Origin of the sequence: Parabacteroides chongii (assembly GCF_029581355.1) — a bacterium.
Taxonomy (GTDB): Bacteria; Bacteroidota; Bacteroidia; order Bacteroidales; family Tannerellaceae; genus Parabacteroides; species Parabacteroides chongii.
Map to the genome: position 1 here is coordinate 2453297 of NZ_CP120849.1, position 16323 is coordinate 2469619.

Here is a 16323-nt window from a genome sequence, read left to right on the forward strand (position 1 = left end):
CGATGAATAAGAAAATGAAAAATATATATATACTGGCTGCAGCGTTGGCGGTGGTTTCTCCGGCTGCAATGGCACAGAAAGATGCACTGTCCAATGCCGTGAAAGTGGTTTGTAATGATGCGGTGCAAAAAGGGGATTCGCTTTATTTGGATGCTGTCATTACAGTGAACAGTAGTGCTGTTAAATCGTGTAAGTCGCTTGAACTGACTCCGGTGGTGGAAGCAGGCGACCGGAAAGAAGGTTTTCTTTCTGTCTTGCGTAACGGACGTATCCGCCATAAGGTGTATACCCGCGAGATCAAATTGAATAACCTGGCGGAAATACCTCATTATAGTGTGGCGAAAGTGAACAAGCAGCAACCGGAAGAGGTGATCCTTTACCAGGCTGCTATCGGTTGGGAAGACTGGATGAAACATGCGAAGATTTCGCTGGCTGCCGATCTTTGCGGCTGCGGACAGGAAGATGCCAATAAATTATTGGTGACTGATCATATTCGTCGTCGTCCGGATGCCCGTTATGAGGTTAAACCTGTGCTGGCGTATATAACACCGGTAGCGGAAACGGAAAAACATCGTGCAGAAGTGGGTACGGCTTATCTGGATTTCCAGGTGGGTAAATCTGAGATTTTGCCAGATTTCCGGAATAATGCTTCTGAACTGGATAAGATCAACGGTACGATCCGCTCGGTGACATCGGATAAAAATATCACTCCGAAAGGGATCCTGTTGAAAGGATACGCTTCTCCGGAAGGTTCATATGCATCGAACGACCGTCTGTCGGATAATCGTGTGAAAGCATTGCGCGAATATATACGTTCAAAGAACGATTTCCCGATGAGTTTCTTTACGTTGGAAAACGAACCGGAAGACTGGTCTGGATTCAAAGCACAGGCTGAAGCCGATCAGGATATGCCGGCACGCAATGAAGTGCTCGATATTATTAACAGTGATCTGCAGCCTGACCAGAAAGAAGCCAAACTGCGTGCGTTGAAAGGGGGAGCTGCTTTCAGTTATGTATTGAAAAATATTTTCCCGTCACTGCGTCGTTCGGAATACCGTATCGATTACACGGTTCGTGAGTTTACGGTGGAAGAAGGCCGTGAGATTATCAAGACCCGCCCGCAGCAGTTGAGTCTGAGTGAAATGTTCGCCGTAGCCAACAGCTATGAAACGGGAAGCAAGGATTATAATGATGTATTTGAAATAGCTGTGCGCATGTACAGTTCTGATCCGGTGGCAAATCTGAATGCTGCTAATATCTCTATAGGAAAAGGCGATTATGCTGCTGCTAAAAATTATCTGGCGAAAGCCGGTGATTCGGCAGAAGCGATTCATGCCCGTGGTGTTTTGAAATTGATTGAGGGTGACCTCGACGGAGCTGAGGTGTTGTTGAAAAAGGCAAAAGATGCCGGTGTGATAGGAGCAGCAGACAATTTGAGAGAATTACAGCTGAAAAGAGAGGATAATGCTCTGTTTGATAGTTTCGACGCGCATAATTGATACATATACCGCGTAGAATCATGATAAATAAAGTCTATTTTTGCATTGGAATGATTTATGAAAAAGCATAAAAATAATAATATGGAACATGCTGCACAAGTTGAGAACGTTCTAGTGAACGAGATCGACAACCAGAACGGGGTTCATCTCTATCTGGAAGGAAATAAATGGTGCGCCTATGAACGTTCCGCTTATTATCTGGCACAGTTAAAAGTACCGGTTGTAATAAAGAAGGAAATAGTTCGTGACGGATACGACGTCGTTTTGTTAAAAGCTTTTTTTGAAGTGGATGACATGCGTCTGCCTCTAGCTCCGAAAACAGTGTTGAAATCGGTGGCTGATGATAAGTTACTGTTCCAGTTGAACGATCAGATTGACGGTTTTCCTGAATGGAAAGCTTGTCAGCTGAATAAATTACCAGCATAAAAGGTGAAGCCGTGAGGCTTTGGTTAAGTATACTAAGTTGTAAAATTGAGGGTGTATTAAGTCCCCGGAAGTGAGTGGTTATCCTTCCGGGGCATTTTTTTTAGTTGACAGTTGATAAGTGACGGTTGACAGTTAGAGGGAAGGGGTTTGGAAATAGACGATTACCCGGGCTTCCGGTGAGAGGGTGAGGGTGAACTCGTTTCCCAGGGCTTCGTTGAGGCTTCCTTGCCACCAGGCTGTCAGGCGACGGCGGGTGATGGGCCAGCGGAGACCTTCGGTGGTTATTTCGCCACAGGGGTACATCGAGAAGATGGATATTTGCTGGCCGGGGGTACAAGCCAGGGTCATTGTTTGTTGTACGGGGACGAAGTGTCCGTAGTCGGAGAGCATTTCCACCTGTTCGAATAACGGTGCGTAGTCCGTCAGTAGGGAGATATTACCGAGCGTATGGTCTTCACGAAGTCCGGTAGCTCCCAGGATCAACAGTTTCCGGTAACCTGCAGCGTGGGCAAAACGGACTGCTTTGGTCAAGTCATTTATCTCCTGATCTTCCACGGTATGGATGCGGTCGGCATATAGCCGGAGCATTTCCTGTGGAATACTGTCCAGATCACCGACAATGGCTGCCGGCTCCAGCCCCCGTTCGTGCAGATTTTGTACCGCTCCGTCACAGGCAATAATAGCCGGTGCAGATTTTAAAAGCTCCAACGGTCCGGCTGTTTGCGGAAAACTTCCGTTAGCAACCACTACACAATCATATATTGTTCCCATTTGTATTTATTCCTTTCTTTTTCCAGGTATAATATCCGACAATGGCTAAAATACCGTAGCAAATGTACAAAAACATGGTAGGATATAAGCCCCGCAGATAATAAAGATAGACAGATACGAAGTTGACGATAACCCAGAATATCCAGTGCTCGATGATACGGCGTGCCAGCATCCAGGTGGCAACGATTCCGACGGAGGTGGTGAAAGCATCGCCCATCGGGATAGGCGAGTCGGTGAAATTGTGAAGTACGTAATAGAGCAGGGCGTATGTAATGAGGATAGCCGATGCTATCCCCATGAATAAAGGCCAGGTAATATGACGGTAGAAAATTGTATCATCGGAGACTTTTTCTTCTGATACATTTTTTTTCGTATAGGTCCATTCTTTGAAACCATAAATACTGATGGCAACATAGTAGATATTCAGTCCCATATCTGCATATATTTTGGCAAAGAAAAAAACAAAAACGTAGACCAGTGAGGTCAGAAAACCTACCACCCACATTGCTTTATGTTGTCTGATCTCCAGTAACAGGTAAAGGATTCCTGTAATGACACCGAAATATTCCAATAGATGCTCCATTTTCTTAGAATTTGAATGTTACTCTTGCCATGATATTCGTACCGGCTTGTGTAAAGTAGCCGTCGTCCTTGCTGACTTCACCTCCGCTTATGTAGGTGTAGACCCAGGCATTTGTTTCGTATTTTTCGTTGAAGATGTTGTTGACACTTACATCTACACCGAGTTCCTTGATGAATTTAGGTTTGAAGACATATCCGACACGCAGGTTGTTCACGAAGTAAGGGTCGATCGAACGGTCTTTGGTGGAGGTGTTGTCGATGTACTGGCGGCCTACGAACTGTGAGTTGAAGCTGGCAGAGAATCCTTTCAGGCTGAAATCGAACATGCTATTGGCGATGATGCCGGGAGAAAAGGCGATATCGGTCGTTCCCATATATTCACTTGCCTGGCCGCCGTTATCGTAATCATCCATATAATGGGTGTAGTTTTTAATTTTGTTACGGCTCAGGGTCACATTTCCGTTCCAGTCCAGCCAGCGGGTGATGCTTACGCCTCCGGTCAGTTCGATACCCATACGGTAGCTGTCTTTGATATTGCTGGTCAGTGCTTCACCTATCTCGCTGATTTTACCGCTAAGGATCAGTTGGTTGTTGTAATCCATAAAATAGAGGTTGGCACCGACACGGAAACGTTCGTTGCCGAAGCTATAACCGGCTTCGTAATCGTACAGGGTCTCATGCGAGGGTCGTTCATTGGCTGCGGCTTCCGTAAAATTGTCCCGGTTCGGCTCCCGGTTGGCAACGGAAAAAGAGATAAAAGCGTTATGGCCGTCTTTCTGGAAATTAATACCCGCTTTCGGATTAAAGAAGTTCCAGTGTTTGTCTACATCGACGTTGTCACCGCCTTTGTCGTCACTCCCTTTAATGGTATAATGGATACCGCGGTATTGCAAGTCGAGGTATCCGTTCAAATACGGGTGAAACCGGTAGTTGCCTTTTACATAAAAGTTATAATCCAGTTTGTTTCCTCTGTTACGGTAATATTCGTAGTCAGGTTGCGGAAGTGCTTCGCCGTTCTTCACCCACATGACACGCCCGAAATGATCGCCCACATATTTGTTGACTGCAGAACCGAAGCTCATCTGAAGACGTTCGGTACGGTAGTTGGCACTGTAGACAACGCCGTAGAAATCGTTGTCCAGCCATTTACGACGGACGAGGTCTGACTTGCGGATGGTGTCGCCCTGTCCGTTTATATAAGCTGGCAGCTTGTAACTGCTGAATTTTGCGTTCCCTTTATAATCTTCGTAATATCCTTCCCCGTGTGTGTAGTGGAGGGTCAGGTTCATATTCCACAAGTCTCCCAGGCGTTGGCTTGCCATCAGGTGATAGTTTTGTTGCCAGTAGTTGTCTGTCTGGTTGTCATAAAACTTTTTGACACCGTTTTCTTCGTATTCCCCACAGGGGTTATAGGTACGGTCGATTTTCAGGAGAGAGGAGGGAACGCCGGTCCATGCCTGATACGTTTTTTCTATATTTCCGAATGTCTGGAAGCGGACCAGGGTGTTGTCTCCGTAATAGGTGGCGGAACCGAAATACGAATGCATGTTGGCTGTCGCCCGGTCGATATATCCGTCGCTCTGAACATTGGAGTAGCGGGCATCGAACACAAAATGGTCGTGCAGCAATCCGGTTCCCAGCTTGACCGAGTTTTTCACAGTCCCGAACGAACCTCCCGAAAACGTATATTCGGCGTAAGGTTTCAGATCAGGTTTCTGTGTCTGCATAGCTACGGTAGCACCGAAAGCGGCAGCTCCGTTGGTGGATGTTCCGGCACCTCGCTGTATCTGTATATTATCGACGGAAGAGGCGAAGTCGGACATGTTCGCCCAAAAGACGGTATGCGATTCGGAGTCGTTGACCGGTACTCCGTTGACCGTGATGTTAATACGGTTGGCATCTGTTCCGCGGATACGGAAGCCGGAATAACCGATACCTGTCCCTGCATCCGAGGTCATGATGACGGACGGAGACTGTGAGATAAGATAGGGGATACCCTGACCGTCGTTTTTACGGTTGAGTTCGTTTTTGGATAGTTCGCTGTAAGCAACCGGAGTCCCTTTGGCTACCCGGGTGGCTGTGACGACTACCTCGTCCAGTGATAAGTCGCGTGAGATTTTTAAAGAATCGGTGAGATCCGGCTTGTTTTCTGCTGTCGCCCATGTGGCCAGTGAACCGGCAATCAATAATAATACACTTTTCATCCTTTTTACCTTAATGTTTAAAACCTGATAAGTGAATAGGAGAGGTGTGTTGTGTGAAGAAATATACCATTGTTTTACAATTCCCTTCGTCGGCATTATCCGTAGCAGGTAATATGGGTATAATCTCAGCCTGCGGCACGTACCTGTTTGGTACGCTGCAAGCACCCCTTTGTATTCGGGTGGCAAAGATAGGGAAAGTTCAGAGATTGCACAAATTGAAAAAAAAGATTACATATGTTTGAAAACTCACTGATTATTTGTATATTTGCGGGCGATTAAGCGAAGATGAGGAGGGGGCGGGTAGTCCCCTTCTTTTGTTCTTAACTGTATGTTTATGATTGAAAAGGGCGTAATAACTCAGTTGGTTGAAGAAAAATTGGCTTCTTCCGACAATTATTTGGTTGACGTAGTGGTTAAACCGGGAAACCTTATTATTATTGAGATTGATAATGATGAGGGAGTTTGTATTGATGATTGTGCGGAGTTGAGCCGGTATGTGGAAGAACATCTGGACCGTGAGGTGGAAGACTTTGAATTGGAAGTCGGATCGGCCGGAGTTACTTCTCCTTTTAAAGTACTTCGTCAATATGTGAAGAATATAGGAAACGAAGTAGAAATACTGCTGAAAAGTGGTGTAAAACTGGCCGGAGTTTTGAAATCGGCAGATGAAAACGGGGTGGTAGTTACTGTTGAAAAACAAGTAAAACCCGACGGAGCCAAACGTAAAGTTACTGTCCAGGAAGATCAATCCTATACATTTGATGAAATAAAATATACAAAATACCTAATAAGATTCAAGTAAAGAAAGATTATGGCCAAGAAAGAGGAAACAATCAGTATGATTGACACACTTGCGGAGTTCAAGGAGTTGAAGAATATAGATAAGGATACGATGATCAGCGTGCTGGAAGATTCCTTCCGTAACGTAATCGCTAAAATGTTCGGTACGGATGAGAACTATGACGTAATTATCAACCCTGAAAAAGGTGACTTCGAAATCTGGAGAAACCGTACGGTTGTGGCTGATGACGAACTGGAAGATCCGAATCTGCAGCTTACGTTGACCGAGGCCCGTAAGATCGATGCCGACTGTGAAGTTGGTGAAGAGGTGACCGACGAAGTGCATTTCGCTGATTTCGGACGTCGTGCCATTCTGAACCTGCGTCAGACGCTGGCTTCGAAGATACTTGAATTGCAGAAAGATAGTTTGTATGCTAAATATAAAGATAAAATAGGTGGGATTGTAGCAGCTGATGTATATCAGGTGTGGAAAAAAGAGATCCTGTTGCTGGATGACGAGGGGAATGAATTGCTACTCCCGAAAACAGAGCAGATCCCTTCTGATTTCTACCGTAAAGGTGAAACTGTTCGTGCGGTTGTGCAGAAGGTGGATAATTATAACAATAATCCGAAGATTATTCTGTCGCGTACAGATAAAATGTTCCTGCAGCGTTTGTTCGAACTGGAGGTCCCCGAAATTAATGACGGCCTGATCACGATCAAGGCTATCGCGCGTATCCCGGGTGAAAGAGCAAAAGTGGCAGTCGAGTCGTACGACGACCGTATCGACCCGGTAGGTGCTTGTGTGGGTATGAAAGGTTCTCGTATTCATGGAATTGTTCGTGAATTGAGAAACGAGAACATTGATGTCATTAATTATACATCCAATGTATCACTGTTTATTCAGCGTGCATTAAGCCCGGCAAAAATTTCTTCTATACGAGTGAACGAAGAAGAACACAAGGCGGAGGTTTATCTTCGTCCTGAAGAAGTTTCATTGGCTATTGGTAAAGGCGGTTTGAATATTAAGCTGGCCTGTATGTTAACAGAATACACGATCGATGTATTCCGTGATGTGGAAGGTGCTGATGAGGAAGATATTTATCTGGATGAATTTACAGATGAAATAGATGGCTGGGTGATTGAAGCGTTGAAGAATATAGGTGTCTATACGGCGAAGGGGGTTTTGGCAATGAGCCGTGAAGAAATTATTGAACGTGCCGACCTTGAAGATACGACAGTTGACGAGGTACTAGCTATCTTATCTGCCGAATTTGAGGAAGAAAGTAAGGATGAAAGTCAGGAATAAAGTATTACGACAAAGTTAGATATGCCTATAAAATTAATACAAGTACAAAGAAAATTAAACGTGGGAATCAACACGGTTGTTGAATTTCTGCATAAGAAAGGTAATCCTGTTGAGGAGAATGCAAACCCCAACACGAGGATCAGTGATGAACAGTATGCTTTGCTCGTAAAAGAGTTTGGAAAGGATCTGCCTGAAGGAGGCTTTGAACGTCCGCGGGTAGAACGTCCTCACAGAGAGAAAGAAGCTGCTTCTGTGAAAGAAGAGAAGGCTTCGGAAATTAAAACAGTGATCCCGGAAGAGTTCAGGCCTAAAATCGTTACGAAAGGCCGTATCGACCTGGAAGGACAACATAAAAAATCTCAGGAGGCTCCTGAAGTGAAAGAAGAGCCGGTAGCGAAACCGCAGCCAGAGGTAAAACCTCAGCCTGTAGTCGAACCGCAACCGGTAGTTAAAACTCAGCCCGTTGCCGAGCCGCAACCGGTTGTAGTCTCTGCTCCTGCTCCTGAAGAAAAACAGGTAGAAGCCCCTGCTAAACAGGAAAAACAGGTGACAGCTCCTGTAGAAAAACCTGTGGAGAAAAAAGAAGTAAAAGAGATAGTTGTGGAAAAAGAAAGAATCGAAGAGAAAAAACCGGAAGTTACAGTGAAGCCGGAAGCGACGAAAAGCTCTTCTGAAGAAGTGGACAAAACGGCCGCAGATGGTCAGCCTTCTGCAGAATCGGAAGACGATAACCTGTTCCGGTTGAATACTCCGAAGTTCGAGTCGAATATCAAGGTAACCGGTAAAATTGACCTGACTGCCTTGAACCAGTCTACCCGTCCTAAGAAGAAAACAAAGGAAGAGAGACGAAAAGAACGCGACGACAAACGCGAAAAGTTCAATAACAATAATAGACCGGGACAACCGGGATTCCATAAGGGACCGAAAGATCCGAATGCTAAACCGGGTGCACCGGTAAAGCCGGGAGCTGTTGCCAAACCGGGTGCTCCTGTTAAACCGGGTGAAGCCGGTGCGGATGCGAAAAAGAAACGTAACCGTATCAAGAAGGATCGTGTGGATGTGAACAATACTCCGGGTACAAACTACAGCCGTCCGGCTAATCAGCGTGACGACCGTGGCAAACCGCGTTTGAAAAAGCCGGTTAAGGCTGAAGTAAGCGAGGAGGATGTACAGAAGCAGATCAAGGAAACGCTTGCTCGCCTGACCAATAAAGGCAACAAGAATAACAAAGGTGCCAAGTACCGTCGTGATAAACGTGATGCCGCCGTCAAACGTGAGCATGAATTGATGGAACTGGAGGAACAGGAAAGCAAAGTATTGAAACTGACCGAGTTCGTTACGGCAAACGACCTTGCCAATATGATGGATGTACCTGTGACAAAGGTTATCGCTACTTGTATGAGTATCGGTATCATGGTTTCCATCAACCAGCGCCTGGATGCGGAAACGATCAATATCGTAGCCGACGAATTTGGTTTCAAGACAGAATATGTCAGTGCAGAGGTGGTTGAAGCCATCAATGCTGATGAAGAAGATGATAATGAAGAAGACTGGGTTGCACGTCCGCCTATCGTAACTGTGATGGGACACGTAGACCACGGTAAAACTTCTTTGCTGGATAATATCCGTAAAGCAAACGTAATTGCCGGTGAAGCGGGTGGTATCACTCAGCATATCGGTGCTTATAATGTGAAACTGGCAAGCGGACGCCGCATTACTTTCCTGGATACGCCGGGGCATGAGGCATTTACCGCTATGCGTGCCCGTGGTGCCAAGGTAACGGATATTGCTATTATTATTGTAGCAGCTGACGATGCCGTCATGCCGCAGACTATTGAAGCGATCAATCATGCTTCGGCTGCCGGTGTTCCGATTGTATTTGCAATTAATAAGGTAGATAAGCCGCATGCGAACCCTGAGAAGATCAAGGAAGAGTTGGCTAATATGAATTATCTGGTGGAAGACTGGGGTGGTAAGTACCAGAGCCAGGATATTTCTGCCAAGAAAGGCATGGGTGTGGAAGAGCTGCTTGAAAAAGTATTGCTGGAAGCTGATCTTTTGGATTTGAAAGCTAATCCGCTGAAACGAGCAGTCGGTTCTATCATCGAATCTTCTCTGGATAAGGGACGTGGATATGTTTCAACCGTATTGGTTGAAAACGGTACGCTGAAGATGGGAGATATCGTGTTGGCAGGTACACATTACGGACGTATCAAGGCTATGTTCAACGAACGTAACCAGCGCGTGGAAAAAGCCGGTCCTTCCGAACCTGTATTGATCCTCGGATTGAACGGAGCTCCTCAGGCTGGCGATACATTCAATGTCTTGGAAACAGAGCAGGAAGCACGTGAAATAGCAACACGTCGTGAACAGCTACAGCGTGAGTTGGGTATCCGTACACAGAAGATGCTGACGCTGGATGATATCGGTCGCCGTATCGCCGTGGGTAACTTCCAGGAATTGAATGTGATCGTGAAGGGTGACGTGGACGGTTCTGTAGAAGCATTGTCCGACTCTCTGATCCGTTTGTCTACGGAAGAGATCCAGGTGAATGTGATCCACAAGGCTGTCGGTCAGATCTCCGAATCGGATGTTGTACTGGCTGCTGCTTCGAATGCGATCATCATCGGGTTCCAGGTGCGTCCGTCTGTACAGGCTCGCCGTAATGCAGAGAAGGATGGTGTTGAAATCCGTCTGTACTCTATCATTTACGACGCGATCGAAGAAGTGAAGAGTGCTATGGAAGGTATGCTTTCACCGGAGATCAAGGAAGAAATTACCGCTTATGTGGAAGTACAGCAGGTATTCAAGATCACGAAAGTGGGTACGGTTGCCGGTTGTATGGTTAAGGAAGGTAAGATCAAGCGTACGAATAAGATCCGCCTGATCCGCGACGGTATTGTAATCTATGCCGGTGAGCTGGGATCGCTGAAACGTTTCAAGGATGACGTGAAGGAAGTGGTTGCCGGATTGGATTGCGGTTTGAATATTACGAACTTCAATGATATCCAGGTTGGCGACGTAATTGAATCGTACGAAGAAACTGAAATAAAGAAAACTTTATAAACATGAACTGGTTAGACATTGTATTAGTATGTCTGGCAGGAATTGGATTTGCGAAGGGCCTGTTTGATGGAGTCATCAAACAGGTTGTTTCGCTTATAGCCCTGATGGCTGCGATATTTTTCTGTGCCAAAGCGGCAGCCTGGCTGAGGGGATATATACTGGCTTCGGGCTGGTTTCCGGAAGAGGGAGTGACTATACTTAGTTATATAGCCGGATTTATCCTGATACTGGGTGTGGTTATGCTGGCAGGAGAGATTGTTCACAGAGTGATCGGGGTGACGCCGCTCAGTATTCTGAACCATCTGGCTGGGGGCGTATTCGGGTTGTGCCTGACGGTTATATTCGTCAGTCTGCTGTTGAATATATTGGAGGCGGTCGACCGTGGGTCGGTATTGATACCCCGCGAATCGAAGATAGAATCACGCTTCTATAATTCTGTTAAAGAAATAGTTCCAACCATTTACCCCGGAAATTTGTTTTCATGGAAGGAATAGTATAATAATTGAGAATTGAGAATTGAAAATTGAGAATTACCGGGGTGGATGTCTTTAATTTTCAATTCTCAATTCTTAACTTTCAATTAATTAGATATGCAGGAGTCAAACGACATAATTAATGAGGTAACGAGTGGTGATTATAAGTACGGCTTCGTTACCGATATCGATACGGAAATGATTCACCGTGGTCTCGATGAGGAGACCGTCCGTATCATTTCTGCCAAGAAGAATGAACCGGACTGGTTGTTGCAGTTCCGTCTGAAGGCTTTCCGCCACTGGCTGACGCTGGAGATGCCTACATGGCCTCACCTGAACATTCCGCCGATTGATTATCAGGATATAATTTATTACGCTGCTCCGAAAAAGAAAGAGGGCCCGAAAAGTCTGGATGAAGTGGATCCGGAATTGTTGAAGACATTCGACAAATTGGGTATTCCTTTACATGAGCGTGCTCAGTTGGCGGGTATGGCGGTAGATGCTGTCATGGATAGTGTTTCCGTCAAGACGACATTTAAAGAAACGCTGGCAGAGAAAGGGATTATCTTCTGTTCATTCAGTGAAGCGGTACAACATCATCCGGACCTGGTACAGCAGTATCTGGGAAGTGTGGTCGGTTACCGGGATAATTTCTTTGCCGCTCTGAATTCGGCAGTTTTCTCTGACGGCTCGTTTGTTTATATACCGAAAGGAGTACGCTGTCCGATGGAACTTTCTACTTATTTTCGTATCAATGCTGCCAATACGGGACAGTTCGAGCGTACGCTGATCGTCGCTGACGATGAGGCGTATGTCAGCTATCTGGAAGGATGTACGGCACCGATGCGTGACGAGAACCAATTACATGCGGCGATCGTTGAGATCGTGGCCAAAGAGCGTGCCGAAGTGAAATATTCGACTGTTCAGAACTGGTATCCGGGTGATAAGGAGGGTAAAGGCGGTATCTATAACTTTGTGACCAAGCGCGGTTTGTGCAAAGGAGAAGGAAGTAAGATATCCTGGACTCAGGTGGAGACTGGTTCAGCTATAACCTGGAAATATCCGAGCTGTATACTGGCTGGAGATAATTCAGTCGGCGAGTTCTATTCGGTTGCTGTTACCAACAATTACCAGCAGGCGGATACCGGAACGAAGATGATTCATTTGGGGAAAAATACGAAAAGTACGATTGTCTCCAAAGGTATTTCTGCCGGGCATAGCCAAAATAGCTACCGTGGTCTGGTGAAAGTCTCTCCGCGTGCCGAGGGTGCCCGCAACCATAGCCAGTGCGACAGCTTGCTGTTGAGTTCGACTTGTGGTGCACATACGTTCCCTTATGCTGATATTCAGAATGAAACGGCTGTGGTAGAGCATGAAGCTACGACAAGTAAGATCAGTGAAGAACAATTGTTCTATTGCCAGCAACGTGGTATTTCAGTAGAGGAGGCGGTCGGTCTGATCGTAAACGGATATGCCCGTGAAGTAATGAACAAGCTGCCTATGGAATTTGCCGTGGAGGCTCAGAAATTACTGACTATTTCTCTGGAAGGAAGTGTAGGATAAATCAAATTGTCAATTCATAAAGTTATGTTAGATATAAAGAACTTACATGCCAACGTAAATGGCAAAGAGATATTGAAAGGAATCGACCTTTCTGTAAAGGCTGGTGAGGTACATGCCATCATGGGACCGAACGGTTCGGGTAAAAGTACCCTGAGCAGTGTATTGGTTGGTAATCCGGCTTTCGAAGTGACTCAGGGTGAAGTTATTTTCAACGGAAAGAACCTGTTGGAACTGGAACCGGAAGATCGTAGCCGTGAAGGTATTTTCCTCAGCTTCCAGTATCCGGTAGAAATTCCGGGTGTAAGCATGGTGAATTTTATGCGTGCCGCACTGAACGAGCATCGTAAATATAAAGGGTTGGCTCCGGTTTCTGCCACCGATTTCCTGAAACTGATGCGCGAGAAGCGTGCCATCGTCGAACTGGATAACAAATTGGCAAGCCGTAGTGTGAACGAAGGCTTCTCCGGTGGTGAAAAGAAACGTAATGAAATATTCCAGATGGCTATGCTGGAACCTAAACTGGCTATCCTGGACGAAACGGACAGTGGTCTGGATATCGATGCCCTCCGTATCGTGGCAAACGGTGTGAATCAATTGCGTACGCCGGAAAATGCAGCGATCGTAATCACTCACTACCAACGTTTGTTGGATTACATTAAACCGGATGTTGTACATGTTTTGTACAAGGGACGTATCGTAAAAACTGCCGGTCCGGAACTGGCCCTCGAACTGGAAGAAAAAGGTTACGACTGGATCAAGAAAGAGATGGGGGATGAGTGAGATGAGAGCCGAACAACAATATATCGATCTTTTTACCCAATATGAAGACTTGGTGTGCCGGCATAGTACTGCGGTGATGAATGCTCCGCGTGCTGAGGCTTTGGCCGATTTCGACCGCCTGGGTTTTCCTTCGGTAAAGAGTGAAGATTATAAATATACAGATGTGGCGCAGGCTTTTGCTCCTGATTATGGAGTGAATATAAACCGCCTGGCTATTCCGGTCAATCCTTATGACGTATTTCGTTGTGATGTCCCGAACCTGAGTACTTCTTTGTATTTTGTCGTGAATGATACTTTTTACGACAAGATGATGCCGAAAGCGCATTTGCCTGAGGGTGTATACGCCGGTGGTTTGAAAAACTTTGCAGAGAAATATCCGGAAGTGGCTGCCCGCTATTACGGAAAAGCTGCTAAAAGTAGCCATGACGGTATAATCGCATTGAATACAATGCTGGCGCAGGATGGTTTCGTGCTTTATGTGCCGGAAGGTGTAGCTGTGGAACGCCCTATCCAGCTGATCAATATATTCCGTAGTGATGTGGATGCGATGGCTAACCGCCGTATCCTGGTTATTATGGAACCGCGTTCGGAAGCTAAATTGCTGATCTGCGATCATAGTATAGACGATGTGAAGTTCCTGGCCACTCAGGTCGTTGAAATATTTGCTGCTGAAGGAGCTTATTTCGATTATTACGATTTGGAGGAAAGTAGTATTTCTACATCCCGTTTTGCTTCCGTTCATGTGAAACAGGAAGCTTCCAGTAATGTCCTGGTTAATGGCATTACCTTGAATAACGGCCTTACACGTAACAATTATTATATCGAGCTGAACGGGGAATATGCAGAAACGACGCTTTGCGGTATGTCTGTCATGGACCGTGAACAGCAGGTGGATACATACAGCCATATTACGCACGCTGTCCCTAATTGTACAAGCAACGAGCTCTTCAAGAATGTACTGAACGATCATGCTGTCGGTGCTTTCAGCGGACGTATCCTGGTGAAGGAAGATGCTCAGAAAACGGCAGCTTTCCAGACAAACCGTAATCTCTGTGCTACCCGTGAAGCGCGTATGTACAGTAAGCCGCAACTGGAAATCTATGCGGATGATGTAAAATGTTCACATGGTATGACAACCGGACAGCTGGACGAAAATGCATTGTTCTATATGCGTAGCCGTGGTATTCCATTGAATGAGGCACGTATGATGCTGAGTGTTGCTTTTACATCGGATGTGATCGATCATGTGCGTCTGGATGCGTTGAAAGACCGTCTGCATAAGTTGGTTGAAAAACGTTTTCGCGGAGAGCTGGCACGTTGTGCCGACTGCCGTATCTGTAAATAAGATATTATTCTGATCTTTATAAAGGCCCGGATAGATGTTATGTCTGTCCGGGCTTTTTTGCCTATCTTTGTATTTCACCAATCATTTATTATCATATGCAATTGACTCATATAGCGATTTGGACGAAAGAATTAGAACGTTCCCGCGAATTTTATACAACGTATTTTAATGGGAAAAGCAATGAAAAATACGTGAATCCCAGGAAAGGGTTTGCTTCTTATTTTGTGACTTTTGAGGGAGGTGCTTCCCTGGAAATTATGCAACGGACAGATGTTACAGAAGAGAGGGATGGATTTTTTATAGGTCTCGCCCACTTCGCTTTCTCAGTCGGTTCAAAGGAAAAGGTAGATAGTATGATAGAACTGTTTCGTGAAAATGGTTATACAGTACTCGGTGAACCACGAACGACGGGAGATGGTTTTTATGAGGGATCCATTGCTGATCCTGACGGAAATATTGTAGAAATAATTGCCTGATATGGAGATACGTATTGAACAAGCGACAGATTATCCTTATGATTTGCTTCTGTTGGCGGATCCGAACCGTGAGTTGGTAGATAATTACCTGAAAACATCTGATTGTTTTGTCGCTTTGTGTGAGGGGCAAGCCGTAGGAGTGATTGTCGTTCAGAAACAGTCTGTAAACGAGGCAGAAGTATTGAACGTTGCCGTAGATGAGTCTTTCCAGCGGAGAGGTATTGCACGCCGTTTGCTTCGCTTTGTCTTTGATGAATGGGCGCGACCGAACCGGATCACTCTGTTGAAAGTCTGTACCGGTACTTCTGCTCCCGGTCCCATGATGTTGTACCAGCAGGAAGGTTTTGACCTGAAAGAGTTGGACCGTGATTATTTCGTACGTAATTATCCGGAACCGATCTGGGAAAATGGCATTCAGTGCCGCCACCGGTTAATCCTCGAAAAAGAACTGTAACAACTAATTTATATAAAATAGATACAGGAAAACCGGATAATAATCTTTCAGGCTGGTATGTAGCTTTTTCAAGGCTTTGGAAATATGATACTCGACACCTTTAGTGGTTATTCCCAGCGTTTCCGCAATCGCTTTATGAGATTTGTTTTCGTAACGACTCATGATAAATACGATCCTGGTCTGTTCCGGTAAACCGGCCAGGGTTTTATTGACTATTTCCTGTGCTTCGGCAGTAAATAGTTCGCCGGGATCACAGGCCTCCAAAGTCGATATCCGGGTATTCAGTTCCCATTCGGCATGATTCAGTAAATGTTCATTTACATCTTCCCTTACCTGCAGGTGCTGCAAATAGTTCAGGCATTTGTTTTTAATAATGGTAAGGATATAAGCGGGAACATTCGAATTATCTTCCAGCGAATGACGGTTCTCCCAATAATACATCAAAGCCTCGATCGTAAAGTCTTCAGCAACAGCTATATCTCTTACATACGTATTAGCAAAACGAATAAACCGGCCTTGATAATCCGTAAATAATTGATTGAATGCTTTTAAATCCGTTGTATTTTCCATGACATATTCTATATCCGATGTAAAT

Annotated in this window: 15 protein-coding genes and 1 riboswitch; of the genes, 11 read left to right on the top strand and 4 right to left on the bottom strand. The window is 45.5% G+C overall.

The features are described 5' to 3' along the window. Window positions 1-2 precede the first annotated feature (2 nt). Window positions 3-1499: a DUF3868 domain-containing protein gene (locus tag P3L47_RS09150; RefSeq protein WP_277783408.1), complete on the top strand. Its 1497-nt coding sequence runs from the start codon at window positions 3-5 to the stop codon at window positions 1497-1499. Between the two features lie 81 nt (window positions 1500-1580). Continuing rightward, window positions 1581-1925, top strand: a complete 345-nt coding sequence (locus tag P3L47_RS09155) for a hypothetical protein (protein WP_122362913.1) — start codon at window positions 1581-1583, stop codon at window positions 1923-1925. Window positions 1926-2057: 132 nt separating this feature from the next. Here the strand turns inward: P3L47_RS09155 and P3L47_RS09160 are convergent, their stop codons facing one another. The 3 genes from P3L47_RS09160 to P3L47_RS09170 are packed head-to-tail and all read right to left on the bottom strand — an operon-like array spanning window position 2058 to window position 5482. Continuing rightward, window positions 2058-2696: a thiamine diphosphokinase gene (locus P3L47_RS09160; RefSeq protein WP_277783409.1), complete on the bottom strand. Its 639-nt coding sequence runs from the start codon at window positions 2694-2696 to the stop codon at window positions 2058-2060. Then, complete coding sequence (gene pnuC, locus P3L47_RS09165; RefSeq protein WP_277783410.1) at window positions 2680-3279, bottom strand: nicotinamide riboside transporter PnuC; 600 nt, start codon at window positions 3277-3279, stop codon at window positions 2680-2682. The genes P3L47_RS09160 and pnuC overlap by 17 nt, the downstream gene beginning before the upstream one ends. Window positions 3280-3283: 4 nt before the next feature. Further along, window positions 3284-5482, bottom strand: coding sequence for a TonB-dependent receptor (locus P3L47_RS09170; RefSeq protein WP_277783411.1), 2199 nt, complete (start codon window positions 5480-5482; stop codon window positions 3284-3286). Window positions 5483-5545: 63 nt separating this feature from the next. Then, window positions 5546-5661: riboswitch (TPP riboswitch) on the bottom strand. 155 nt (window positions 5662-5816) lie between these two features. On the opposite strand from P3L47_RS09170, the gene rimP reads away from it, so the two are divergent. The 9 genes from rimP (at window position 5817) to P3L47_RS09215 (ending at window position 15728) form a co-directional block, all read left to right on the top strand. After that, a complete protein-coding gene (gene rimP, locus P3L47_RS09175; RefSeq protein ID WP_199715723.1) occupies window positions 5817-6284 on the top strand; it encodes a ribosome assembly cofactor RimP in 468 nt (155 codons plus the stop codon). A 9-nt stretch (window positions 6285-6293) separates the two neighbouring features. Then, complete coding sequence (gene nusA, locus P3L47_RS09180) at window positions 6294-7571, top strand: transcription termination factor NusA (protein ID WP_122362725.1); 1278 nt, start codon at window positions 6294-6296, stop codon at window positions 7569-7571. Window positions 7572-7592: 21 nt separating this feature from the next. Further along, window positions 7593-10637 carry a translation initiation factor IF-2 gene (gene infB, locus P3L47_RS09185; RefSeq protein WP_277783412.1) on the top strand — a complete coding sequence of 1015 codons (3045 nt, stop codon included), beginning with the start codon at window positions 7593-7595 and terminating at the stop codon, window positions 10635-10637. A gap of 2 nt (window positions 10638-10639) precedes the next feature. Beyond that, entirely contained in the window at window positions 10640-11131 is a 492-nt protein-coding gene (locus P3L47_RS09190; RefSeq protein ID WP_122362727.1) for a CvpA family protein, read from the top strand. A gap of 96 nt (window positions 11132-11227) precedes the next feature. Then, complete coding sequence (sufB, locus tag P3L47_RS09195) at window positions 11228-12673, top strand: Fe-S cluster assembly protein SufB (RefSeq protein ID WP_277783413.1); 1446 nt, start codon at window positions 11228-11230, stop codon at window positions 12671-12673. A 24-nt stretch (window positions 12674-12697) separates the two neighbouring features. Next, window positions 12698-13453: a Fe-S cluster assembly ATPase SufC gene (sufC, locus tag P3L47_RS09200; RefSeq protein WP_122362729.1), complete on the top strand. Its 756-nt coding sequence runs from the start codon at window positions 12698-12700 to the stop codon at window positions 13451-13453. Beyond that, a complete protein-coding gene (gene sufD / locus P3L47_RS09205) occupies window positions 13446-14798 on the top strand; it encodes a Fe-S cluster assembly protein SufD (protein WP_277783414.1) in 1353 nt (450 codons plus the stop codon). The genes sufC and sufD overlap by 8 nt, the downstream gene beginning before the upstream one ends. Before the next feature lie 95 nt (window positions 14799-14893). Continuing rightward, the gene (locus tag P3L47_RS09210) at window positions 14894-15274 is read left to right on the top strand and encodes a VOC family protein (RefSeq protein WP_277783415.1); all 381 of its coding nucleotides are present in this window, start codon (window positions 14894-14896) and stop codon (window positions 15272-15274) included. 1 nt (window position 15275) lies between these two features. Beyond that, window positions 15276-15728, top strand: coding sequence for a GNAT family N-acetyltransferase (locus P3L47_RS09215; RefSeq protein WP_277783416.1), 453 nt, complete (start codon window positions 15276-15278; stop codon window positions 15726-15728). Between the two features lie 3 nt (window positions 15729-15731). Here the strand turns inward: P3L47_RS09215 and P3L47_RS09220 are convergent, their stop codons facing one another. Then, window positions 15732-16298 carry an RNA polymerase sigma-70 factor gene (locus tag P3L47_RS09220; RefSeq protein ID WP_122362914.1) on the bottom strand — a complete coding sequence of 189 codons (567 nt, stop codon included), beginning with the start codon at window positions 16296-16298 and terminating at the stop codon, window positions 15732-15734. Between the last annotated feature and the right edge of the window lie 25 nt (window positions 16299-16323).